This is a genomic window from Bradyrhizobium zhengyangense, assembly GCF_022012435.1.
Classification (GTDB): domain Bacteria; phylum Pseudomonadota; class Alphaproteobacteria; order Rhizobiales; family Xanthobacteraceae; genus Bradyrhizobium; species Bradyrhizobium zhengyangense.
Genome location: NZ_JAKLUA010000033.1, coordinates 1 through 20,926 on the forward strand (window position 1 = coordinate 1; position 20,926 = coordinate 20,926).

Genomic DNA, 20,926 nt, shown 5'->3' on the forward strand with positions numbered 1-20,926 from the left:
TCGCTCTCTCCTCGGCTATCCAAGGAGGGGGCAATTCCTCATGACGCCGAGGGGGCAGTTTTCCATGGCGCGCGACAGCAGGCGATTTAAGCTGCCGGTGCAACGAGTGCGTAGCCGCGCTTAATCGCTGCTTCAAAAATCGGCTTTAGGCCGGCGTCAGCCAAGACCTCATCAGCCGCGCTGAAGCCAGCAACGGGCCGCCAGTCCAGCCCCTTCGCCGGCTCCGGCAGACCGGTGGCATCGAAGGGTACGCGGTGCGGCCCGGCCGCTCGCCGCAGATGCCTGCCCAACGAACTTCTGAAGTCGGTTCAGTGGCTCCCCGTCACCCGATCCGGCGCCTGTACTTTGCCGTTGGCATGCCCGCTTGTCGAGAAGAAGCCAGCAACCATTAGGAAACGTTCGCCGACTATGGTGTGTAGCCATGGATCAGGATGATGCGACCGTGTGATTTGTGCCGGCGCTCAGGCGAAGCTACGCTCGTCTGGCGGCATGGATGGTACGGCACAATAGATCGCCTGAGCCAAGCCGCTCGCCGGCGCCGCCTCGGGTTGATTAACCCAATCGAATTCTCGCTCTGACGAGGCTTACGTTGACGAAGAGCCGCAATTTGCGCCGACCTTGGTCAGCAGAAGAGGAGCATCAATTGATCTCCCTTCTCAGCGCTGGCGCCACCGCCGTCGAAATCGGAGAACGGCTAGGGCGGACGCGTCATTCGGTTTACGCTCGCCTCCAGCGCTTCCAGCGGCAGCGGGGGCGAGCGAGCAGGACAAGCGGTAAATTCTTCACACAGTTGCCGATTGTTTGACCTATCACGGCCAGGTTGGCCTAGAGCCATCACGTCTTCGCCTTTAGGCCGAACTCGAGAGCGCTGGCTATTTTCGCCCTTGGCCGCGGTTTAAACACTCGCTTGGCTCGCTGCGCTATAAGGCCGGGCTTGGTGTTGCCAGCGCCGGCGTTCTTGGGATCGGTGATGCGTACATATCGGAAAGCCTGACCAACAGCGGCTATCTCTCCGGACGCTCGCGCCACCAGGCCGCGTTCATGAAGTCGCTTGAGAGCTTTGGAGAGTGCTACTCGCGTCGCTGCTGTGTTCTCGCGTCCAAGCTGCTTTCGGATGTCTCCCGGCATCGCCCATCCACTTAGATCTCCGACGGTTGTCTGCTCGTAGCTGGGGAAGTTGGCGAGCACTTCCATGATTTTGTCCTGAAGACCTTTGGTCATGCGGCCAGCATACTGGCTAACAATGTTTCAGTCGAGAAATATTGTTAGCCAGTTTATGAGGCGCAGCCGTATGCCACGCGGGGAGCGAGCCGCGAGACTGGAGCGGGCGAAAGCTTTCGGTCGGAAGGCCTACCAACTCGCGCGCGGCGCTTTTCCTCGCCCTGGATCTCGACATTACCAGCGGTCTTGCCGCCACAGGAAGCGCGACCGGCGGCGCTGATGACGCACCGCCGGCGGCTGAAGCGGTAACCCGTCGTCAACTGCTATCCCGGTATGATTCGTCATCGCGGATTGGTGACGAGTACCGCGTTACGCATGGGCATTAAATAACCCGCCGGCTGCTGGAGGCCGGCGGGTTTTTCTTGTCGACGATCCGGCGCCAAATTATGTTCGGCCACTTGTTCTGAAAGGAGATTCCTGACGTGGCGCTCGGCACTGTTAAGTGGTTCAACCCGACCAAAGGATATGGATTTATCGAGCCGCAAGACGGCGGTCCGGACGTGTTCGTGCACATTTCTGCTGTCCAGAAGGCAGGCTTTACCGGTCTCGCTGAAGGCGCAAGGATAAGTTACGAGCTCGTCACAGGGCGAAGTGGCAAGGTGTCGGCTGAAAATTTGCGTATCGGTTGACGCGGCGCGCTTGATCCTCTGCCGCGCGGCACGAACCGTAACCTGCCGAAAGCGGCCGATCTATCCGTTGGCAAAAATGAGCTGCTTGGCGGTCGACGAATTGTCGTTGCCCCATCTGCGGGGCCTCGGCTATGTGGCAAGAAAGGGATCGTTCTCGGACCCGGCGCTACGGCAAGTCAGGTCAAGGTGCTGCTCGATGGGTCGAAGCGCTATGTCACCCTTCATGTTCGCTACGTCGACCTACTGAAGAGCAAATAGTCTCGCTCGCTAGGAACAGTACAAGCGTTGAGGGGCGCCGGTTCACGCTGGCGGGCCATCAGTCTGCAATGGCTGAGCGGCAGCGTCTGAACGGTTGGCCGCTGGCCTGCGGCATTCAGCTAATAAGGCGTCACGCGTCAGCCACAGTGCTCGCATCTGTTTACGGTTCTCTTTCAGCACTTTTTCCAGCGCCTCAAGTTCTCGCATCGCGTTTTCGACCGATGCACGACACTCTGCTCGGATGGTCGCGGACTGCTGAATAGGTCTTTTCTTCTTGATCATCGAAGCCCCTCTTTAGGCAGCTGCGGCTTTCGTAGAGCATGAAAGCCGGCCAACCCGCAGACGAGCAACAGCAGGAAAAAGTGGTAGTTCCAAACGGGCGGGCGTTTTTTTGACTTCGAGTTACGGCCTGGAAATACTCGGCACCTACCGGTTTTTGAGCCGATGGGCTTTCATGACCCGAATTAGGAACAACTGGAAAATTGGCAGATTAGGTCTTTGCTCCGGCGTCAACCTGCCCCCCTGAAGCTGGAGCCCCAAATGGCCCCAGCCGCCCCGCTGGGGCCACCCCTTTTAAGGCGTCTTAAGCTGAAAGATAAACTTCGGCTTAGTTGCGAGGGCAATATTTAAAGTCGGGCCGCTAAGCTGGCCACATGACCGTCACTCCCATCTCAGATCAGCCAAGGTTCAAGTTCGTCTGCGACCAGTGCGGTAGCCTATCCGTCATACTGCCACCTTGCGGAGCATCCAACACAGCTTCGGTGCTCTGTCGTGGGTGTGACGCCGTGAGGGGGACGCTGGCGGAGCTCCAGGAGCTGGGCCGAAACGGGAGCGCTGCTCCCGAACTTTGATAGGGCATATCGTCTGGTGCCTCGCCGAAGGCAAAGGCGATCCCAATCCGCTTATTCGAGCGCCATGCAGCCCGGCACCGCATCTGCAATTCCGTCGGGATTTTCAAAACGAACTCGTGCGGAATTCGCATAGGCTCGGTACCTCCAAGTGGGCGCCGCTGTCCGATAGGTCACGCACGACGCAGCTGAAAGCGCGACCCGGAATTTCGATCATGGCGGCTTTGTAGACGCGCCGCCGGCGTACGCTGCGATTTTCCATGACTGCGAAGGTACGAACGAGAGATAGAATTGTTGAAACTTGTCGCAGAAAGTCCCGGTCGAATCCTCTCGCGCAATTAGTGATGCGTTAATCGCGACTGGAGGGCAGCCTCCTTACCCTCCCCGTTTAGTCGCGCACGTCAGTCGACCGGCGGTCGCCTAGCGTGATCTTGAGCGGGCGGCCATCAAGTTCGGTGCGGTCCCTGCGTCAAGGGCTTGGCATGGCGTTATCGAAACGCGCCGCCGACGAGAGTCAAGTTGTCGATCTGTGGTAGCTCGCAACGAGCGTGAGGTACTGCGCGTCGTGGGTGTGAAAGGCGGTCCGTTGAAGGCCCGTAGCCTAGTCGACCCGTTCGTAGTCGAAATAACGAGTGCCGTGCTTGTCCTGAAGGGCGCGGCCGCACTCGCAGAAAATTACCTCCGCTCTGCCCAGCGGAATTTCCTTCGGCACAATTCTGTACGCCGCTCCGCACGGGCAGCGGAACAACATATGATTCTCGTCCTTCATCGAACCGATCATGACACGATCTTATAACCGGTCGAGGCCGCTCGGGCAGAGATTGCTACCCAAATTGCTACCCAACCGGTCGGGACGATGGGGGATCGGCGGGGACGACAAGCCGCCTAGCCTGGGAAACGTCCCAGCATTTCAGCACTGTAGGGGGCAAGCCGGTACAGGCCGGGATGCCCGATCCAGAATTTGCTCAACTGGCATCACGGATCGGCTTTGGGGACTGGAAAGGACCGTGCAAAGCGCAGGCTCGCTAAAGTAGCGGTCGAATTCATTCAGATCGACCAAGCCTCCAGCAAAGCGTCTTCACGACGAGTGGAAGAGCAAGCAGGTCCACAGTCTAAGCCGGGATGATCGTGCGGCCGGCGAGCGAGAGCAGGGCGGCGTCTGGACCAAAGCTCGGACCCAAACGCAAAATCACGGGATCAAACCGAACAGACAGGAAGGGGATCGATGCGAGCCTTCGCCTAATAGGCTAAAGCGAACATGCCGCGCCGGGGTTGGCTCAAAAAACCGATGCCCGCATCTTGAAGAGCTTCGCCAGCGAGATTGCCAAGCTCGAGGCCGCCATCTACGCCAAAATCAGGCCAACGCCAGATTTTGCTGAGCCCGCCGAGATTATCGAGAGTGTGCCGGGGTTTGCCGAGGGAGCGCCGCAAATCTCGTCGCAGGCATGCCAGAGCTTGGCCAGGTGCGAGATCGCCGCGGCCTTGATCGGCGAGCTCCCTATGATGATGACAGCGGAAAGCGACGAGGCGAGCGTCACATCAAGGGGGCCGCCGCTGGATCCGCAATGCCATCTACATGCCCTGTGTCGGCGCGCCACGCTTAATAATCCCGTTCTGAAGGACTACTATCGGCGCCTGCTTGCCAAAGGGACGGAGCCGAAAGTTACCGTCGTCGCCTGCATGCGCAAGCTGATCACCTGATCGCCATCCTCAACACGACGATCGCACGACGGCAGAAGTGGCATTCCAATTGCTACGCGCTGAACTGAGCGAGCGCATCTCGTCGCGCTCCGTCCCCGACCGAGCGCTTGCCCAAGCCAACAGACCGGTGAGCGGGCGGGGTCACGGCCGCCAGCCGCCGCAGGCGGGGCGTGCCAGCGCCAGCCTTGAGGCCGCCCGATCGCCAGGCTACTTTCGCCGCAGTTGCTCTTGGGCAACGCAGTAGTTCGGCGCCTTTATCCGCCAGTCGACAAACGGTCACGCGAGCGTTATCGAACCCCGCTAGATGGACGACAGACCAATTGCCGAAGCCCCGGTGTGCATCATATTTGTTTGGCACAAGGCTTGCTCGATATTCGACCGTATTTGAGAGGAGGGATAGCAAATGAAATCCAATATTTCCAAGACCACGCAGTCCCATCCAGAGCCCAAGAAGCCCGCGAAGCCGGCCGTGAAGCCCGCACCTGCGAATATCTCGCAGCGCTACGTGGAAATCCTTCGCCTGCGGCAACGCCTGTCCGAGGCTCAAGCGGAAAGGTCCAGTCGATGAAACGCGTTGGGCGTAAGTTCGCGTCATCGCTCTACGTCGCCGCTTGTACCCTTGCCTTGGCCAGTTGGCTGTGGGCGTTGTTTGCGGGTCTGACGTGGATGATCGGGGTCTGAGGGGGTTTCAGATTGCCGGCCCCGCGTTCGCTTTGACGAAATGCTCGGGAGCCCGCTTAGCCAGCTGCATCCCAATGCCGAAGGCTCCGGTGCCCCAGTGCGCCGCAATATGACTGTCTCTTGAGAGCCCGCAGTCGATCCAGTGAGCATCTCCGCTTTTTTTGAAACGTGAGGTCAGAGCGCAACAGCTTCGCCTTACGTTCGTCGCGGAACGATGCTATGCGACGGTTCCGGTAGGGGGCGAAAACCTTTTCGAGAATAACTAATGTCTGACTCCTTCACGAGCGCCTTGCTCGCGGCGTTGAACTCGTCTGTTGAAATCATGCTGGATGCCGAGCCTTGCTCGGGCGATCAGAATGGTCAGGCCGCCAACCATCGATCTGCAAACAGTCAGGTGTCTACGGTAGCCCCGTCATTGCGCGCAGACCGGGAGAATAGATACGCCAATACCGTCAGCTTCGGGATGGCAAAGATGCGGTCCTCACGGCAGGGCGCCTAGCCCAGACGACACGGGTTCTTACCGGCATCGTGACCTTGAGCCGCGCCCCGGGCGGGCCATTGGTCAGATCGCGGGGCGGCGCTCCTTCAGATGGTGAATTCTCACGCGTGCGGGGCCTGGCCAATCCAATCCGTGAATAGATTAAGGCATTATTACTGACTTGGCTTGACGTACTGCGCTTCGTCATCTAAGGGATTAATTCAATGGTATTCGCGAATTAAATGAGGTCAATTAAATGAAGTTTGGTCACGGGCGCGCACTTGGCTGCGCAGCGGCTATCGTGATTGGCGCGCTCGTCGCGGTAGCGCCAGCGCAGGCTGCGGTTGTTTTGTCTGAAAACTTCAACGGCGTGCCCCAAGGCCTGAATGCGACCAATGTCGGGTCGAACTTCAGCGTCACGCAGGGCACCGTGGACGTCATCGGCGCCGGCAGTTCTTGGGACTTCTATCCCGGCAACGGCACCTACGTCGATCTGGATGGCTCAACGCTGCAGCTCGGCACTATCAGCTCGGCGGCGTTCGGCCCTGGCACCTATACGCTGTCGTTCGATTTCGGCGCTTACACGTACAATCACAGCTACATCACCGAGAACCTGAACTTCGCCCTCGGTAATTTCAGTCAGACGCTCACGCCGACCGTTGATTCGTCGGTCACGCCGGGAGCGTCGCTGGAGCATTATTCCGTATCCTTCACCACGACCCAAGCCGGCGAGTTGACCTTCTCGGCTATCAATCCCCTCAATCCTGGGGTCGGCACCAACGTGGGCCCGATCCTCGACAACGTGGTTCTGACAGCCGTACCTGAAGCGTCGACCTGGGCGATGATGATCGTAGGTTTTCTGGGCCTTGGCTTCTTGGCGCATCGTCGCAACTCGGGAACGCGCCTACGTCTTGTGTGAGCAAGGTGAGTCTTGCTGAGAAGACCGCCGCGAGGCGGCTTCTTTTTTGCTTAGTTCAGCGCGCGGAATGATGGAAAGATTGGGTTATTGACCCATCAAAAAGTCGCACAGCTCTCGTGGTCAGATGATTGAGAGAATTTTAGACCATGCAAGGCGCTGTCCGTGGCCGTCGTTGCGGTTTCGCTGACATCGGTTGCGGCGCGTGCAAACATCGTGTTCGATGGTGACTTCTCGGATCCCGCGGGCGGCGGAAGCTTCACCACTTACTCTGCTGATCCGTCCTTTGGGCCCTGGACAGTGACAGCAGTGGCTTGGATTTGATTGGCGGCTATTGGCACTCACCCAATGGATCCTACAAGTGGCAGCGTTGACCTGGACCGTTACTATTAGGCGGGTCTATCAGCCAGATACTGAACTTTCCGACCGCCGGTCTTTATAGCCTTTCGTTTGCTCTCGCCGGCAATCCTGATGGTGGGACCGGGGTGAAGTGCGTATTGGTAACGCTCGCAAGTGCCAGCAAGTCCTACAGCTTTACTGTGACCACGCCGATAATCACAGCAACATGGGATACAGCTACGATTATCACGATTATCTGAACAACGTCTCGTTGCTGTTGGGACCGGTGACGCTCACCTTCGCCAGCCAGGACAGCGCCGGCAGTGCGTTTGGACCGGTCATTGGCGACGTCAATGTTTCCGCCGTGCCGGATCCGTCCATCTGGCCTATGATGATCACTGGCTTCCTTGGCGTTGGATTTTTAGCCTATCGCCGGCAGTTGAGGCCACGGCCCGCATCGCCTGATCGCGAGAGTTCGCTGTTGTTAGAAAGACCGCCGCAAGGCGGCTTTCTTTTTAGGAGCTCGCGGTATGCGGCACGGGGGGCCGCGCCGGAGCTCCATAGTGCGGAAGGTTTGCATCTCCGCAGCAATGGGGTTGGCCTTGGGTTACGCGGGGCCGTGGAGGTCGGAGAGCGCGTCCGAAGGTTGCCTCCGACGCCACAAGAGGAGGCCCGTATTGCATCTGAGATGATGATGAACGATGGTCTCATCGAGAAGGGCCACATCGTCGTCACCGATCGTGGCTTCTTTGCCTTCCGAAGGCTGGAAGAGGACGGCTATTCAAACAATTTTGCGCCGACTGTGAACCCGCTCACTGCAGGCAGACTTAGGTCTCCGGCACCCGAACAGTTCGACCGTCGACGAGCGCCTTCGCAGCCATAACCCTGCCTTTTCGCCCAGAAGTCGTTCTACCGTAATGGGCAACACCCGCCTTTCATTTCGGCCAGATTATACATGTGCACGGGGATGTGACCGGCGGAAATTAATCATTACGGGTGAAAGCGATAACCTTGATGCAAGCCACGTTGACTGCAACCTCCAAGTAGTAATATTTAATTATTAGCTCCTGATTTGCCTTCGGAGCCGGAGTCCGGGAAATGCCCCTTCGTCGAAATCTGCTCGTTGCACTCGTGACCGCGCCGCTGACGGTTTGCCTTCTGACGACTGGAGCGTCCGCAGCCCTTGTGAATGTGACGAGCTACGACATGAACAACGGGAACGGTGCGACCCAGTTCACGTTCGGCTATAACTATTTCGACTTCAGCTACACGAAGACCGGTCAGGCCTCGCCCGATCCGAACGCCAGCAAGAACGGCTCAAATCAGTCAGTCCCGAACAACGCGGCGCCAAAGGACGCCCCCTTGATCGGTGGCACCGGCATTCTGACCGACGGCGTCATAGCAACGCAGGTGTATTCCGTTGTAAGCGGCCCGACCGGAAACGTCAGTAATCTGTTCTATACAGGGCCAAACCAATACGTCGGTTGGAAGTACCAGGATCCGACGATCACTTTTCACTTGGCGAGCGGGCAGTATGTCGGCTCGATCGCGCTTTACGTTGCGGCAAACAATCCGGCCATTGGCGATCTGAACGGTCTGGTCGCCGCACCGAGGGATGTGTTGCTCGACGTCAACGGCAAACCGATTTCGGCGACAATGAGCATGACGTCGCTCAACGCTTTTACTAGCGTGGTCACGCTGAGCGGCTTCGGCCACATTTCATCCGATTCGCTGTTCAGCCTGACGCTCGATCGAGGTCCGTTACAGCAGGATGGCATCGACTATTACAATGACCACGTAAAGGGCTTCGATCCGGCCCATCCTTACGACACGTCCAAGTGCGTTGGATGGTGCGATCCCGATTCCGGTCCGTATAGCAGCGGCTTCCGCTACGAGGCTGCCGGCGGTCAGACGGGCGATTTGTTGGCCGGTTCAGGCCTCGAGCCCTGGATCATGCTGAGCGAAGTACAGTTCACCGCGGCCGTGCCTGAGCCCTCGACTTGGATTATGATGATTGCGGGATTCTTTGGGCTTGGTTTCATGGCCTATTGTCGCCGCGGCCAAGCCGCGCAACTTGCTACGGCCTGACTATGGAATCATCGGCACCTGCATCAGTTGCCGCCCCAGCCTCGGCGAGCTTCCTTCAACGTAGGTGTCGCGGTTGCCGTTCTCGGCTTCGAAATATGGCAATCGAAGTTGGCGGGCGGGTGAGCAGTCGCCGCGGGTAGATCGCGGAGTACCTCTTGGCGTTCTGAGCGCTAGGCGAAGCCGCTGCGTGATCACTGAGCAAAGTGCCTGCTTCGCGTTTCTCCGCGTCGGTAACGAGGCTGGTGGGATCGCTGATGGCGGACACACAATAAAGCAGCCTTTGAAGTTTTTTCAGAAGTCCGTCGCAAATTAAGCGGCCGCAATCGGCCTCTGTCGCCTGTGCCGGCGATGGCAAAAGTCCGAGACTTGCGAAACCAAGGATCATCATTGCCAAATGGAGCGCTCAGGCACAGCGAAGGAAATCGCAAGCGATTGTTAGCAATTAACGGATCCCGCTCTGGGAATGCCCGTTGTTGCGCTGGATGATTACCGAGCTTAACTTTCTTGACAAGTCTGCGCTCGTACTTGCGGGGGGACCCATCTCTTGATGCGTTCGAACAGGTGCGCATTGAGGATTCGAATATGAATGAGCCATTGCTCTGATCACCGGCGTCTCTGGACTGGGCGACACTTAGCTCGCCGAACGTCTGCTGTCGCTCGGCTATGTCGTGCATGGTATTAAGAGGCGGTCATTCTCGTTCAACAAGGCGCGGGTCGACCACCTCTACCAGGACCCGCTTGTTGGCAACGTGCCGTTTCTGATGCATTACGGCGACATGACTGACTCGACCAATCTGATCCGCCTGGTGCAGCAGATCCGCCCTCGCGGCCAAAGCCATGTCGCCGTCAGCTTCGAGAGCCCCGAATACACCGCCAATGCCGATGCCATTGGCGTGCTGCGCCTACTGGAGGCGATCCGCATCCTCGGCGTGGAGAAAGACTCGTTTCTACCAGGCCTCGACCTCCGAGCTCTACGGCCCGGTGCGGGAGATCCCGCAGAAGGAGACGACGCCGTTCCATCCGCGCTCGCCTTACGGCATCGCCAAGCTCTACGGCTGCTGGACAACGGTGAACTACCGCGAAGCCTACGGCATGTTTGCCTCGAACGGCATCCTGTTCAACCCTGAGAGCCCCATCCGCGGCGAGACCTTTGTCACCCGCAAGATCCCTCGCGGCATGGCCCGGATCGCGGTTGGGCTCGACGAATGCCGTATGTCGGCAATCTCGAGGCCAAGCGCGACTGGGGCCATGCCAAGAATTACGTCGAGGGCATGCACATCAACAACCTGCAAGCCGACAAGCCCGACGATTTCGTGCTCGCCACCGGCGAGACGCGGTCGGTCCGCGAGATGGTCGAACAGTCCTTCGCCTGCCATAGAGATGCGCTACGACGCCGTTAACCGAAGGAGCGGGTGTTATGCGAATTGTCACGATCAGCACGTGCTATGGGGGTCTGGTGTCCATGGCGTGCTTTGCGGATTTCGATCCCGAGGAAACGTGCGTAGACAAGGCCGCGTGCAATTTGCGACCCTTTATCGCGGCGAGATCCTGATCTCGAGCTAGGTTGGGCGCGCTGGTCGCCACCAATGTGAGGCCAAGTGGCTCGACTTGACCAACTGATTTTGCGCAGCGAGTGCGGGAGGCGGACGCCGTGTTCACGTGGCCAGCGGGCCGTTGCAGCGCCGCGACGGCCACGCCGATCTTCTATGCCGTGCGCGGGCGAGATTGCGCAGGTGCTCTCCTTCACCATGGTGGTGACGAAGTCAACGGTTCCCGGCGGGAGCGACCAGATGGAGCGCATCATCCGCGAAACCGATCCGAAAGCCGATGTGGTCGTGCTTCAAATCCCCAATTTCTGCGCGACGGCGCCCCGATCCAAGACTTCAAGCAAAGCTATTGTGGCGTCGATGGCGACATAACAAACCAAAACGTATCTCGCGCGATCGACCCTTCCTGCAAATTGCGCTCACATTCCGATGTTCGATCCCAGATTCGCCGCGACTGTCGGGGAGGCTTCCAATTACCCACAGTCCCGGCCGCTTCGATTACGGGGGGGCAAGCTCGATATCCGAGAGCGGAAGAGTCCGCCAGATGACAGCATTTCTGGATGGTGGATCAGTGGCCCTGGTACACTAGTGGGAACCGTTCAGGTACGGCGCGTCCTACAAAAGGATTGGCTCGGTCACCCGCAAATGGTCTTGCTAAACTTTCGTAGCATTCAGGCTTCGCGCCCGGGCGTCCCTCGCACCTTCACGCACATCGTACCTGTTCGTGTTGATGGACGGCCATTCATGCCCAACGCGGCATTTTGCGTCCATCGCGAGAATCGAATTGACGAAAACTCCGCCACAGCGCTAGGCTTTGCTGGCAACACCGCACCACGAAGCACATTATCTACGCCCGAATTTTTCGTGCGTGGTGTTCCTCACGTGGAACAGTGTTGCTGGGTCGATTGCTTGGCTGGATTTCTTACATGTTGAACCGACCCACGGGATTTTTTGACTGAACCACGCTGAAGCTCGCGTGACCGACATTCCTTCGTAAGTCGTGGTTCAACGCCTTGGTACGCGCTTTGCTTCTTGTTGGATGCTGGAGATTTTCATGAAAACTGCTTTTCCCAAGGGGCACAAATCCCGTGAATTGAAGAAGGCCAAGCGAATGTCAAAGCGACCGCCTTCGCTCGGTGAAACCATAGCAGCACGCTACCTTGAGGTCTTGCGGCTGAGGCAGCGTGTCCTCGAGGCGGGCACTTGGCGCCTTGATCGGCACTGAGGATTTGAAAAATGCGTTCGCTTTACGTCACGTCCCTCGTGGTCGGGATGGTTGCCTGGCTCTGGGCAATTACCGCAGGAATCGTGTGGGTCTTTGGGGCTTAGAGCCAATGGCAAGAAAAGAACCGCCGAGGGGCAGTTCTTCGAAAGTCGAACTGTTGACAGGTTGATGACGTCGCGCTGACGCCCCGGCTGATTGAGACTCCGATGGGCGAAAGAGTTCATTACGCAAAGTAACGCCGTGACTTCGCTCGCTCGGATCGAGCGCACGCTTTCAGGCACCGGCTGCTCAATAATTGATGGACGTCTGCGCGAAAATGCCCTCGGCACGCTTGTCGCCCGCGAGCCGGAACCGGTATTGCAACGTCAGCTCCCAGTATGAGGGAGGTGCAATATATTTCGTCTCGCCAAACCAGTAGCGGATCGAGCCACCGAGGCCGGCGGAGTAAGCGTCGCGAACCGCGAATGAATCGTCATAACTGGCCGCAATGACGGCGTGCGGGAAGAACACCAGGTTTCTGCTGATCGGATCGAGCCGGAAGCTGTGACCAAAGCGTCCCTCGAACAGGCCAACCAGCTGTGTCTTCTCAAAGAAGCGGTCGACCTCGGTGTAAATGTACCAGGTCGGCCAGTGGGTATCGATCGCCCGCAAATCGGTCCCCACCGTGTAGGAATAGGCTGCTCTGAGCAGCGTATCGTCGCGAGCTGCGTCGCCGAGCCGGAACAGCTTGTCGACTTCGAGGACCAGGTTGTGGTCGGAGAACGGCTTCCACCGTGCGCCGGCCATGCCCTGGGTCGTGCGCAGTCCGGTGGGACCGCCGGCTTGATCGTATAGCGTCTCAAATACCCTGCCGAAAACTTCGAACAGTGCGCCGTTGCGGTTTCCGAACTCCTCGGGCCGGTAATAGATCTCGGATCCCAGTTGCGACGTGTAGGTGCTTGCCGGCGAGTTGATCGTCAGGAAGGGATTGGGAGCTGATCCAACCTTGCCGTAGGAGATCGAGCTGTTGACCCCCCAGACGCGTGTCAAATCGGCGACGGTCCGCCGCGTCTCGAACAGCTTCTGGTCATCGATGTTGATGCGCCCGTCCGATTTTGCATCGATGCCTTCCTTCAGATAGGCGACGGCCTTCGGATTCTGGAACTGCCGCATGGCGGTGTAGCCCGCGTCGATGGTCGCCCGCGGCGGCAGCGCGCCATTGGCTTTCGCGCGATCAAACAGCTCCAGCGCCACCCTATCGTTGCCGACGGCAACGCCGATATAGGCCACGTCCGCGTCCCTGATCGACCGGAGTTGGCCGCGAGCGATAGCTGCATCGAAGATCGCCCGTGCTTCGGGCTTCCGATCGAGCTCCAGCAGCGTGTTGATCTGAGCCTGGACAGCGCCATCACGTTGAACGTTGGTTACCGACAGGCGCTCGGCCGACCTAAAGTCTCGCAAGGCATCTTCCTTCCGTCCCAACGCCTGATAGGCGTAGGCGCGCCGGATGGTGAATTCATAATCAAGGCCCGCGCGCGGCATGAAGCGCAGCGCCCGTTTCGGGTCCTTGGTCTTCAGCGCGGTATCGACCAGGGCCAGGCGGACATTCCGAACTTGCTCGGCTGGAAGCCCTCGAGCAAGTGCTGTCTCCCAATCCGCCATCGCGCCGGTGTCATTGCCGATGCGGCCACGCGCAAAGCCGCGCTGGGCGTAGATCTCGGCGCTAGCCACGCCTTCCGCGATCGCACGGCTTGCTGTGGCTTCGGCTTCGGCCGGCCGGCCGGCCGTGAGCTGCAGATTGATCAGCAGCAGTCGGGTGCTGGCGATCTCGGGGGCGTCCGCGATCGCCTTCTTGGCTTCCTCGATCGCAACGCCGTAGTTCTTGGCTCGGCTGGCCTCGTACGCCTTTCCAGCCGCCTCGATGCCCTCGGCCTTCTTGTCGATGGGCGTAGCCACGCTTTGAACGAGCGGCGCTTGCAGACTGCACACCGAGCCATAAGGCGTATCGCGACAATCCTGCACGGGCATCGGCATGAGCTTGCCGTCGCCTTTTAACCTCGCCTTGCCTTCGGCAGCGGCATCAGCATCGCCGATCCGCGTGACAACCAGCGGGTCCGTTTTCGGATATGGTTGAAGCAGGCTCTGGACCGCTCGGGCGTCACCTGACGCAAGCGCTGCGTCGGCCGCAATTAATCGGATCTGCTTTTTCTCCGTGTCGGTGAGATCAGGAAGACCGAGTGCCGCATTAAAGTCGGCTACCGCGAGGGTCCTGTTGCCAAGCTTCTGGTAAATGTAGGCCCGCCAGACCAGCGGCACGTAGTTGCCCGGATCGAGCTTGATCGCCTCCGATGCGGTCTCGGCGGCCCCTGCAAGACTATTGTCAGCGAGCTGGGCCGCGAGCAAGAGCAGGCGGTAGGACATCAGGTCCGGCCCGTATTCCACAGCCTTGCGAGCAGCGCGTATCGCCGCCTTGGTGTCACCCCGTTCAAGCGCCTTATAGCCCTCACCAGCCGGCTCCTGCGCAAGGCGCTGGCGAATGCTGGCTTGCCGGGATTCGAGTTCCTGGTTCGAGGCAAAAGTCGCAATGGCCGCCGCAGTCGCCTGATCGGCCGATGCGAGATTTCCTGCGGCAATCAACGAGTCGATCAGCAGCAATCGTAAGCGGAGGATATCAGGCCGCAGCGCGACAGATGCAGCGGCCTGGCTCGCGGCCGCTTGATAGTTGCCTTGTCCAAATGCCTTATATGCCTCTTCGGCAGAGGTGTAGGCTTCGCCTTCCGGCGGACGATCCGGATCAGCGGTTTGGGCGTCGGCTGGACAGCCTAAGACAAGCGAAAGAAGAAGTCCGCCGACCGCAGCCCGCAGCTTACGTCGTCCCGGACGTTCAGCACTCCAAGTAAACATGGCCCCCAGCAGGCGAATAAACTTACGTCGTAGAGAGTACCGGAGGGGGCGATTTGGCGGAACCGGAATTTCATGTCTGGCCTCAACAAGACCTTCAAAACTCATGATTTTCCGAGCTGTGTGGCGCAATTGCTTCGATAATTTCTCAGCAGTTTCAGTCAGCAGGCGGCTTATCAGAGAAAATTAAGCTTTTCATCGATTTCTTAGAGCGTCCGTAACCTTGGCGCGCCACTCGGCCGGGGTGGAAATACCCTGCGAAGCCCATTCGCCGACGGCGTCGGGCCCGTTCTGGATTTGCGCTTCGTTGAATTGCCAAACCAGATGTCTGACCGAGGCCGTCGAGAAGTCACTCGATTGGAGATATTGCAGCAGTGTCGCCCACGGCCCGACATCCCCGGGATTCCACTTCAAGGCGACCGGCCTGTCGATCTTGTTGGACAGGCGCTGAGGAAATCCGAAATAGGGCTGCACGAAGCTGTTGCCGACGACGGCGACCGGTGAGGGATCTGCGTCGAGCAGTCCGGCGGCGGGTTTAGTGGCGGCCCGGATGACGTAGGTTTCCGGACCGATGGCCCGCTTGCGCTCCGGAGGCAGAAAGTTGGCGGCGAGATCGCCAAGATGCCGGTCACTCATCCATTCGCCGAGCCGCGTTCCGCTTCCGGCGTTGCCGGGGAGCGGTCCCTGCGAGGTGATCACACCGGCGATGAGATCTGCAGTTGCTTCGGCAGCGAACGTCGTCCAGTGAAAATCGGTCCGATAAAAGACCTCCTTCTTGTCGGCCACAACGGTCTTGAAGGCATCCCGAAGGTCGGGCGTATTGACCCCGGCAGCGCGAAGTTCGGTGAGCTCCCGATCATAGCGCCCCCGAACGATGTCGGACATCGTTGATCCATCGGGCAGCAGGCTCTCATAATAGCGCGGCTTGAGCGGGACGATTGCCACGATCACTTTGACGTTTCTTTGGGCGAGGAGGCGTCCGACGTCCGAAATAAGCCTGATGGACGCTTGCTCGGCATCAGGGCGAGCGGCCGTAAGACTTTCCCAACCGGCAAAGAGCCAGTTGGATTTCCCCTCCAGGACCGCATCGTGCGCCATGGCGGACGGCGCGAGAGCAAGAAACACGGCTGCAATTGCCACTATCAATCGAGTCACGTTCGGCCTCACTGGATCACCTGGTTTGGCGCATGAAATTTTTTTCGGCTTCGCTTGGTGGGGAAACCAAAGACCGCATCGGCCACTCCCATATCACGGCCTTGATCTTCTCTAAGCTGACGGCTCGCTTGTCGAGGGTCCCGAGCAGGGCGCCGGCGAAGCCTCCGCCGGGCTGACTGACTTGCGCCACCTCCCTGGAGAGAGAGGCCTGAAGGTACTCGAAAAACCCAGAGTTCAATGAGAAGGACGACCCGGCAAGAATGATCTGCGGTTCCGGGGCGTCATCGAGCAGTCCGCCTGATCGAGAGATATCCAACTTTACCTCTCGTTCCTGCTCGGACTCGGGCGCGAGCGACCGGGGAGCGTCAGTCAGTCCGGACAGTCGTGCGAGGTCCCCTGTGCGCTGTCGTAGGGGCCCGTCGACCAGTTTGACCGCATCCTGGCCAGGACCGAGCACGTGCGCAACAGCCTGTGCGATTTGTCTTGCGGCAAAGCGCGCGCCAGTCTGATCCCAATGAGTGTCGGTCTTCCAATAGCCCGGCCTCGGCCAGTCATTGCGAAGATCGACCACAACCGCACCTTCGACATGGTCGAGTTCTTTCCAAAATTGATTTCGTAACTCCGATTGCACTGCTGCGACCCCACAGAGCTTGTCTTCCACCTGCTCAGCCTTGTCAGGGACCGGGACGATGATGAGACGCGAGCCAGCCCGCCTGATTGCGCGCGTCAACCGTCGGAGCAGTTCTGCACGAAGAGCCATGTTGTCGCGGTCATGGCGTTCGGCTCGCAGCTCTTCCATGGTAAAGAGCCAATCACCGCAGCCGGCGTGGACCTGTGGTCCGGCGTCGCCCAGTACCCGATACTCCAGACCCGTTATGATGCCGTCGAGTGTGGTGCTCCGCGGCACCGCGTTGAAGATCGCCTTGTCGACGTGCTGGGCAAAATGGCCATCGGTGAGATCATTTACGGTCGTCGTTCTCAACACTTCGCCGAGCGCTCCGTGGCCCCTGGTCAGCACGGCGGCCAGCCCTGAAAAGATCACTGCGAGTACGAGGAGAGGCCTGATCATCGCGCACGTGCCTAGAACTGGAAATACAGGAAGGGAATCACGGTGCGGCTTTGCATCGTCCACAAGGCGCATAGCCATAAGAGCAGCGCCAATTCGAACGATGGACGGGCGATATGGCGCCGAAGCGGGTAGTCGGGCAGCGCTGGCGCGTAGACGACGAGCAGGCCAAGGCAAAGCGTCAGCAATTCAGTTGGTCGCGCCGCCGCAGTCATCGGTGACGAAAAGGACAGTCCGTTGAATCCGAGCAGCCCCGAAGTCATCGTTTCGGCCACCTGCCAGTCCTGAGCACGAAACAGCAGCCAGCCGATCATGACGAAAATCATTGTCAGCAGATGCGAGACGAGGGCCGGGATCGCGGGCGCACCGGCCGCGCCCCAAAGTCTTGCTGCGGTCAACCCCAGCCCATGCCAAACGCCCCAGGCCAGAAAGGTCCAGCTCGCACCGTGCCAAAGGCCGCCCAGGGCCATCGTCACCAGCAAGTTGAAATAGGAGCGAACCTTGGCCACGCGGTTTCCGCCAAGTGGTATGTACAGGTAGTCGCGGAGCCAGCTCGACAGGCTGATGTGCCAACGGCGCCAAAAATCGGTGATCGATTTGCTCAGATAGGGATTGTCGAAATTCTCCGGAAACTTCAGCCCAACCATCAGGCCGAGCCCGATAGCCATGCTGCTATAGCCTGCAAAATCGAAGTAGAGGTGCAGCGTGTACGCCGTGACGGTCAAGGCGACGTCCGCAACACTGGGGTTCGGTAGCGCATAGCCGGCATCGACCAGCGGCGCGAGCGTATCTCCGAGCAGTACCTTCTGCGCAAAACCGAGCATGAAGCGACGCCATCCTTCGGCGAACTCCGCAAGATCGAAGGAGCGTGACGTCAGCCGTTCCGCCACAGACTGATAGCGGACCACGGGACCTGCGACGAGGTGGCCAAACATGGCCTGATAGGTCGCGTAATTCACAAGGCTTGGTTCTGCCGCGACCGTCTTTCTGAAGACATCCACTGAATAGGAAATCGCTCCAAACACGAAGAATGAAAGGCCGATGGGCAGCGGAACCGCTGTCCAATGCCCGATCGGTGCGCCGAGGGCGAGAGCGCTTTCAGCGAGCAAGTTGGCATATTTGAACCAGATCAGGCTCGCGAGAGGCGCAAGGATCGCGGCGAGCAGGGCGATCCGACGTTCTCTTCCTGCGCTTCGGACGATCCAGAGGCCTGTCGCCCAGGACCAGCAGGCGATGGCCACGAGGAGCGGGAGAAAATCGAATCGCCACCAGCCATAAAAGATCAGGCTAAACAGCAGGATCGCGGCATTGCGGAAGCGAGCAGGGGTAGTCGCATAGACGAGCAGAAATACAGGTAGAAAAAGAAAAACGAAGGAATCGCTGACGAATACCATCCGCGTGCGGCCTAGCGCTCTCGATAGGGCTCGGTCTCATCCAGCTGACCGGTCAGACGAAGCCGCTCGGAATCCTTGCGAAGGAAAATGCTGTAGTAATCGCCTGCACGCAGTTGAGGGAGCGTCAGGGGGGCGTTGCCTTCGTCGCAGGAGCCTTCCAGCTTTGCGGTTACGGGGTTGATGGTTCGGGATTGAACGGAGCCGAACGGGGCTTGCTGAAAGATGGTGGGTCCATCTGCAATCTTGAGCGTTGCCGTACATCCGGGTACGAGATTCAAGAAGCGCAGCTTGGCTTTCAAGCCGTCGCTCGAGCTCTGGCCCTCGTCAATGGATTGGACGTTCCAGGTCGAGTTCGTTCTTGAGATCACCAGGGTGAGATATGCCTCGGCGTCTGGCACGACGTCTTTGGAGATCGCGGCGCCGTTGACCGAGAGGTTCAAGGGCTCGTTTGCGGGCACGGCGCGGTAAGAGCTTGCCCCCGTGGCCTCATTGATCTGCAAGTCCGCTGAATTGACCTGAACCCGAGGTGGGGGTCCTTCCGACAACGCGGCGATCCTGATGAAGGCATATCCCGCCGGCGGTCTAGTCGCGTACAGGCGGCGAATCTCCTGCCCCTGGCTTCGAGCCGCCAAGGCGATCGAGAAGAACAATAGCAGTGCGGCAAGGCTCAACAGCCGTAGGCAAAAGTGACCGCGGAAAGATGAGGGAGAGGCCATGTCGGAATCGGAATTGGAATTGGAGGCGGTGTGCATTGAGTTCAGACATAGCACCCAACCCTGCTAGCGGAAATCAGCGCAGACGCGACCGCTTCTCGCATGGCAAACGGAATTGGTTAGCAATGTCCTTGGGCGGAGCGCCTGGGTCCGACGAAGCGGTTTCGTGGCCTATCTGGCCGCCGGCTGGCTTGATTCCGGGTCTGTCGCGCCGCCGCATCGGTGGCCGATGTGGCAGATTGATCGCAACAGGGGGGTGGCAACAGCCAAGCCGCCCCCAAGCCTATCCCTGTGGCCTTGTCCTGCGTATGAGAGACCATTAAGATTATTAATCTGTGAAATTTGAATCGGGCGGATCCGAGGGGCAAGACAATGCTGAAACTGGCTAGAGCAATCGCCGGTCTTTCGATGATGCTGGCAGGCGGGGCATCCGCGGCGCCCCTTCTGGCTCAAACCACGACCCCTCCACCCAGCCTTGCGCTCGAGCAAGTCAAAGTGATCTGCGACGAGGGTGGGCGCTGCTACCGTCCCCCGGTCCGCAAGCCGGTCGCACGCTGGGTCTATGGGGACGGCAATTTCTACGGCCCGTATGAGGGCCCCGGTTATTACGGTAATCCCCGGTTGAAGTATCGAGTATTTCCCTATTTCTGGTGGTGATGCGCTGCAATTTTCCAGCAGGATCAGCCGTGGCCGGGACAGTCCGACATTGCAGTCGTGCTGCCAATGATCCGGGGGATTTGCGATGATCGATTGGTTCATTCTCAGCCAGCCGAGGTTGTCCTTGGCGCGGAGCATCTGCGCCGTTTTGCTTTGCACGGCCGCAGTCGCGATAACCCCAGTGCGTGCCGCAGAAAATGGTCCTTCGTCGCCGGCGGCCGCAACCGCCCCCTCCACCCCGCTCAACGATTTTCGCAGCCGATTGGGCGATGTCCGCAAGAGCCTCGAAGGGGTAAACGAGAGAATTGAGGAAAAGGCGAAAACAATCGAATCCTTGTCCAGACCCGACGCCGCGAAGCAGCAGGTCGAGGAACTTCAAGCCCTGATCTCTCAGACGCTGGGGCTGGTCGCGGACAACGGCGAAATTGCGAAGCTTGGTGCCCGCGCGCTTGGATATGCCCGCTCCAAGCAGGAGCAGATGCGCAGCGATACCAAGTTCACGCCGCCCGAACGGCAGGCCCTGCAGAAGCGCTGGGATCAGAACGTTGCCGAAATGGTGAAAGCGACGGATGACCTGGCCAAGGCCAGCGAGGAATTTGCGCTTCTGCTGAAGACCGTGCAGACCCGAGGCGACTATGCTGCCGAGGTGCTGGAGGTCGAGAACGCCGACGAGATGGTCAGGGTGGTCCGGAATCTCGCCGGTGACGTACGCGGAGCCTCGGAAGGACTGAAGCTCTTCATCCAAAGCCTCACTCCGCCTCAGTCATGAGGCTGAAGCCAGCTCGAGCCGTTTTGGCCGCGCTGACGGTTGGATTGGCTGGGTGTGATTTTCGCGCGGAAACGGGCTTCGTCGAGATAAAGAAAAGCTTTGCCGGCTTGGCCGTCGGCGACACGCTGGTCCTCAATTCGGTGATAATCGATCTCGGCGCCCGCAGCAGTCTTGTGGTCCAACAGCCTATCGGCACTGCTAGCATTCAGCTCAAGCATGGCGAGACAAGTCGAAAGCTTTGCGAATTTGCGGTTCGGACGAATCGCGTGGTGACCGTGACACTGACGCTCGCGAACGGGACTCTCCGGTGCTCGGTCCAATCGTAGGTCCGTTGAGATATCAGGAACGCCTCAAGTTTTTC

Annotated in this window: 17 protein-coding genes and 3 pseudogenes; 11 read left to right on the plus strand and 9 right to left on the minus strand. The window is 59.2% G+C overall.

The genetic code is table 11. The annotated features are described in order from the left end of the window. Nucleotides 1-643: 643 nt before the first annotated feature. The gene (locus tag L6637_RS42920) at nucleotides 644-805 is read left to right on the plus strand and encodes a helix-turn-helix domain-containing protein (RefSeq protein WP_377803219.1); all 162 of its coding nucleotides are present in this window, start codon (nucleotides 644-646) and stop codon (nucleotides 803-805) included. A 29-nt stretch (nucleotides 806-834) separates the two neighbouring features. Here the strand turns inward: L6637_RS42920 and L6637_RS39950 are convergent, their stop codons facing one another. Then, nucleotides 835-1,221, minus strand: a complete 387-nt coding sequence (locus tag L6637_RS39950) for a hypothetical protein (RefSeq protein WP_237874178.1) — start codon at nucleotides 1,219-1,221, stop codon at nucleotides 835-837. A gap of 422 nt (nucleotides 1,222-1,643) precedes the next feature. Here L6637_RS39950 and L6637_RS39955 point away from each other — a divergent pair, with 422 nt between their 5' ends. Further along, entirely contained in the window at nucleotides 1,644-1,850 is a 207-nt protein-coding gene (locus L6637_RS39955; protein ID WP_237874179.1) for a cold-shock protein, read from the plus strand. 300 nt (nucleotides 1,851-2,150) lie between these two features. Here L6637_RS39955 and L6637_RS39960 read toward each other — a convergent pair whose 3' ends face one another. Then, complete coding sequence (locus tag L6637_RS39960; RefSeq protein ID WP_237874180.1) at nucleotides 2,151-2,390, minus strand: hypothetical protein; 240 nt, start codon at nucleotides 2,388-2,390, stop codon at nucleotides 2,151-2,153. A gap of 1,167 nt (nucleotides 2,391-3,557) precedes the next feature. Beyond that, entirely contained in the window at nucleotides 3,558-3,737 is a 180-nt protein-coding gene (locus L6637_RS39965) for a hypothetical protein (RefSeq protein ID WP_237874181.1), read from the minus strand. A gap of 518 nt (nucleotides 3,738-4,255) precedes the next feature. On the opposite strand from L6637_RS39965, the gene L6637_RS39970 reads away from it, so the two are divergent. From L6637_RS39970 to L6637_RS42930, 7 genes and pseudogenes are all read left to right on the plus strand, one after another. Then, the gene (locus L6637_RS39970; protein WP_237874182.1) at nucleotides 4,256-4,657 is read left to right on the plus strand and encodes a hypothetical protein; all 402 of its coding nucleotides are present in this window, start codon (nucleotides 4,256-4,258) and stop codon (nucleotides 4,655-4,657) included. Between the two features lie 403 nt (nucleotides 4,658-5,060). Continuing rightward, the gene (locus L6637_RS39975) at nucleotides 5,061-5,225 is read left to right on the plus strand and encodes a hypothetical protein (protein WP_237874183.1); all 165 of its coding nucleotides are present in this window, start codon (nucleotides 5,061-5,063) and stop codon (nucleotides 5,223-5,225) included. Between the two features lie 847 nt (nucleotides 5,226-6,072). Beyond that, nucleotides 6,073-6,735 (plus strand): hypothetical protein, encoded by a 663-nt coding sequence (locus tag L6637_RS39980; RefSeq protein WP_237874184.1) that lies wholly within the window; start codon nucleotides 6,073-6,075, stop codon nucleotides 6,733-6,735. Nucleotides 6,736-7,429: 694 nt separating this feature from the next. After that, a pseudogene (locus L6637_RS42925) lies at nucleotides 7,430-7,510 on the plus strand (choice-of-anchor K domain-containing PEP-CTERM protein); the annotation flags it as partial. A gap of 659 nt (nucleotides 7,511-8,169) precedes the next feature. Further along, a complete protein-coding gene (locus tag L6637_RS39990; RefSeq protein WP_237874186.1) occupies nucleotides 8,170-9,159 on the plus strand; it encodes a PEP-CTERM sorting domain-containing protein in 990 nt (329 codons plus the stop codon). A gap of 593 nt (nucleotides 9,160-9,752) precedes the next feature. Further along, nucleotides 9,753-10,529 (plus strand): annotated as a pseudogene (locus L6637_RS39995) (GDP-mannose 4,6-dehydratase); the annotation flags it as partial. Nucleotides 10,530-10,576: 47 nt separating this feature from the next. Continuing rightward, nucleotides 10,577-11,047: pseudogene (locus L6637_RS42930) on the plus strand (UDP-glucose 6-dehydrogenase); the annotation flags it as partial. Between the two features lie 1,172 nt (nucleotides 11,048-12,219). Here L6637_RS42930 and L6637_RS40000 read toward each other — a convergent pair. The 5 genes from L6637_RS40000 to L6637_RS40020 form a co-directional block, all read right to left on the minus strand. After that, a complete protein-coding gene (locus tag L6637_RS40000) occupies nucleotides 12,220-14,919 on the minus strand; it encodes an NfrA family protein (protein WP_237874187.1) in 2,700 nt (899 codons plus the stop codon). An 87-nt stretch (nucleotides 14,920-15,006) separates the two neighbouring features. After that, the gene (locus tag L6637_RS40005; protein ID WP_237874188.1) at nucleotides 15,007-15,951 is read right to left on the minus strand and encodes an alginate O-acetyltransferase AlgX-related protein; all 945 of its coding nucleotides are present in this window, start codon (nucleotides 15,949-15,951) and stop codon (nucleotides 15,007-15,009) included. 31 nt (nucleotides 15,952-15,982) lie between these two features. Then, complete coding sequence (locus tag L6637_RS40010) at nucleotides 15,983-17,035, minus strand: alginate O-acetyltransferase AlgX-related protein (protein ID WP_237874190.1); 1,053 nt, start codon at nucleotides 17,033-17,035, stop codon at nucleotides 15,983-15,985. An 11-nt stretch (nucleotides 17,036-17,046) separates the two neighbouring features. Then, a complete protein-coding gene (locus L6637_RS40015; RefSeq protein WP_237874191.1) occupies nucleotides 17,047-18,426 on the minus strand; it encodes an MBOAT family O-acyltransferase in 1,380 nt (459 codons plus the stop codon). 11 nt (nucleotides 18,427-18,437) lie between these two features. After that, complete coding sequence (locus L6637_RS40020) at nucleotides 18,438-19,142, minus strand: alginate O-acetyltransferase AlgF (RefSeq protein ID WP_237874192.1); 705 nt, start codon at nucleotides 19,140-19,142, stop codon at nucleotides 18,438-18,440. 369 nt (nucleotides 19,143-19,511) lie between these two features. On the opposite strand from L6637_RS40020, the gene L6637_RS40025 reads away from it, so the two are divergent. Then, complete coding sequence (locus tag L6637_RS40025; RefSeq protein WP_237874193.1) at nucleotides 19,512-19,796, plus strand: hypothetical protein; 285 nt, start codon at nucleotides 19,512-19,514, stop codon at nucleotides 19,794-19,796. An 85-nt stretch (nucleotides 19,797-19,881) separates the two neighbouring features. After that, the gene (locus L6637_RS40030; RefSeq protein ID WP_237874194.1) at nucleotides 19,882-20,565 is read left to right on the plus strand and encodes a hypothetical protein; all 684 of its coding nucleotides are present in this window, start codon (nucleotides 19,882-19,884) and stop codon (nucleotides 20,563-20,565) included. Here the strand turns inward: L6637_RS40030 and L6637_RS40035 are convergent. Then, a complete protein-coding gene (locus L6637_RS40035) occupies nucleotides 20,556-20,747 on the minus strand; it encodes a hypothetical protein (protein WP_237874195.1) in 192 nt (63 codons plus the stop codon). The genes L6637_RS40030 and L6637_RS40035 overlap by 10 nt on opposite strands. Between the last annotated feature and the right edge of the window lie 179 nt (nucleotides 20,748-20,926).

Coding starts and splice junctions, on each gene's coding strand:
- L6637_RS40025 (WP_237874193.1), top strand. CDS start 19,512: ATGCTGAAACTGGCTAGAGCAATCGCCGGTCTTTCGATGATGCTGGCA.
- L6637_RS39950 (WP_237874178.1), bottom strand. CDS start 1,221: ATGACCAAAGGTCTTCAGGACAAAATCATGGAAGTGCTCGCCAACTTC.
- L6637_RS40015 (WP_237874191.1), bottom strand. CDS start 18,426: ATGGTATTCGTCAGCGATTCCTTCGTTTTTCTTTTTCTACCTGTATTT.
- L6637_RS39980 (WP_237874184.1), top strand. CDS start 6,073: ATGAAGTTTGGTCACGGGCGCGCACTTGGCTGCGCAGCGGCTATCGTG.
- L6637_RS40030 (WP_237874194.1), top strand. CDS start 19,882: ATGATCGATTGGTTCATTCTCAGCCAGCCGAGGTTGTCCTTGGCGCGG.
- L6637_RS40020 (WP_237874192.1), bottom strand. CDS start 19,142: ATGGCCTCTCCCTCATCTTTCCGCGGTCACTTTTGCCTACGGCTGTTG.
- L6637_RS39960 (WP_237874180.1), bottom strand. CDS start 2,390: ATGATCAAGAAGAAAAGACCTATTCAGCAGTCCGCGACCATCCGAGCA.
- L6637_RS39975 (WP_237874183.1), top strand. CDS start 5,061: ATGAAATCCAATATTTCCAAGACCACGCAGTCCCATCCAGAGCCCAAG.
- L6637_RS39965 (WP_237874181.1), bottom strand. CDS start 3,737: ATGATCGGTTCGATGAAGGACGAGAATCATATGTTGTTCCGCTGCCCG.
- L6637_RS39990 (WP_237874186.1), top strand. CDS start 8,170: ATGCCCCTTCGTCGAAATCTGCTCGTTGCACTCGTGACCGCGCCGCTG.
- L6637_RS40010 (WP_237874190.1), bottom strand. CDS start 17,035: ATGATCAGGCCTCTCCTCGTACTCGCAGTGATCTTTTCAGGGCTGGCC.
- L6637_RS40000 (WP_237874187.1), bottom strand. CDS start 14,919: ATGAGTTTTGAAGGTCTTGTTGAGGCCAGACATGAAATTCCGGTTCCG.